Origin of the sequence: Xenorhabdus thuongxuanensis (assembly GCF_001908095.1) — a bacterium.
Classification (GTDB): Bacteria; Pseudomonadota; Gammaproteobacteria; order Enterobacterales; family Enterobacteriaceae; genus Xenorhabdus; species Xenorhabdus thuongxuanensis.
This window is the reverse complement of sequence record NZ_MKGR01000089.1, coordinates 1-959: the sequence shown is the minus strand read 5'-3', so window position 1 is coordinate 959 and position 959 is coordinate 1. Positions and strand designations below refer to the sequence as shown.

Sequence of the window (959 nt, the reverse complement as noted above, 5' to 3'; positions counted from 1 at the left end):
GAGTATCAAAGAAACTCGATCCTAAATTTGCGAAATTTTTGTTCCCAAAACGCAAAATCACAGAAAAAGGATCGAGTCATGCTTATCATACCACCCACTTCACGAAATGAACGTCGGCAGATGAAAAAAGTCGTTCAAAAAACATCTGATAAAAATTATGCACGGCGGATCATGGGGATACTTCTACTGTGTAAAACACATTCTGTCCCCCAGGTGGCGGCGATACTTTGTTGCGCTGAATCTTCCGTTTGGCGTTGGCTGAAAAAGTTTAGAGAACAAGGTTGGATGGGCTTACAGCGCTTACCTGCCGGGCGTCATATTCAGTGGCATTTAGCACGTTATCTGCCTCTTCTCTCTTATTTTTTAGAGCACGCTCCCCAGCAATTTGTCTATCTCGGTTCTCGCTGGAGTCTGTCGTTTTTTGTGTTTTTACTCAGAAAATATATGCATATTACTCTTTCCATCAGCACACTTTACCGTTACTTCTGCAAACAAGGCATTGTCTGGCGACGAGCGGCTCCCACATTAAAACAACCTGATCCCGAATATGACGAAAAAATGGCGCGTATTACTGAAGCACTTTCTCAGGCTTGCGAAAAACATCCTGTTGTTTATGAAGATGAAGTTGATATTGATTTTAATCCTAAAATTGGCGCTGGCTGGTACTTTAAAGGCCAACAAAAACGGATTGTGACCCCCGGTCAAAATCAAAAATATTATTTTGCCGGTTGCCTTGATGCCCAAACAGGAAAGATCGTATCTACGGGGGGCACGAGAAAAAACTCGGATTTATTTATCCGTATGTTAGAAGGATTAAAACGAACCTATCGTGATGCAGAAACGCTGAGCGTGATTTTAGATAACTACGGTATCCATAAAAGTAAGAAAGTCAGAGAATGGCTGCTGAATAATCCCACCGTGACGTTGCTGTTTCTTCCGGTCTACTCGCCTTGGTTAAA

The 959-nt window shown here is 42.3% G+C and carries 1 protein-coding gene; it reads left to right on the top strand.

The annotated features are described in order from the left end of the window. Window positions 1-78 precede the first annotated feature (78 nt). Window positions 79-959, top strand: an 881-nt coding sequence (locus Xentx_RS18150; RefSeq protein ID WP_074021877.1) for an IS630 family transposase, incomplete at its 3' end; no start/stop codon positions are given.